The organism is Pontibacillus salicampi (assembly GCF_042434395.1).
Classification (GTDB): Bacteria; Bacillota; Bacilli; order Bacillales; family BH030062; genus Pontibacillus; species Pontibacillus salicampi.
On the sequence record NZ_JBHLTP010000017.1, the window covers coordinates 1 to 935 of the forward strand.

Below are 935 nucleotides of genomic sequence, written 5' to 3' on the forward strand. Positions count from 1 at the left end.
AGGGGAGTGAAATAGAACCTGAAACCGTGTGCCTACAAGTAGTCAGAGCCCGTTTATGGGTGATGGCGTACCTTTTGTAGAATGGACCGGCGAGTTACGATCATATGCAAGGTTAAGTAGTAGAAACGGAGCCGCAGCGAAAGCGAGTCTGAATAGGGCGAAATAGTATATGGTCGTAGACCCGAAACCGTGTGATCTACCCATGTCCAGGGTGAAGGCCAGGTAACACTGGCTGGAGGCCCGAACCCACGCACGTTGAAAAGTGCGGGGATGAGGTGTGGGTAGCGGTGAAATGCCAATCGAACACGGAGATAGCTGGTTCTCTCCGAAATAGCTTTAGGGCTAGCCTCAAGGTAAGAGTCATGGAGGTAGAGCACTGATTGGACTAGGGGCCCTCATCGGGTTACCGAATTCAGTCAAACTCCGAATGCCATCGACTCATCCTTGGGAGTCAGACTGTGAGTGATAAGGTCCATAGTCGAAAGGGAAACAGCCCAGACCGCCAGCTAAGGCCCCCAAGTGTACGTTAAGTGGAAAAGGATGTGGAGTTGCTTAGACAACCAGGATGTTGGCTTAGAAGCAGCCATCATTTAAAGAGTGCGTAATAGCTCACTGGTCGAGTGACTCTGCGCCGAAAATATACCGGGGCTAAACGTACCGCCGAAGCTGCGGATTGTCCGATGGACAATGGTAGGAGAGCGTTCTAAGTGCTGCGAAGTCAGACCGTGAGGACTGGTGGAGCGCTTAGAAGTGAGAATGCCGGTATGAGTAGCGAAAGAAGAGTGAGAATCTCTTCCACCGTAAGTCTAAGGTTTCCTGAGGAAGGCTCGTCCGCTCAGGGTTAGTCGGGACCTAAGCCGAGGCTGAAAAGCGTAGGCGATGGATAACAGGTTGATATTCCTGTACCACCTCCTTTCCGTTTGAGTGACGGGGGG

1 rRNA gene is annotated in these 935 nt (G+C 51.9%); it reads left to right on the forward strand.

The features are described from left to right. A 23S ribosomal RNA gene (locus tag ACFFGV_RS18660) occupies positions 1–935 on the forward strand; the annotation flags it as partial.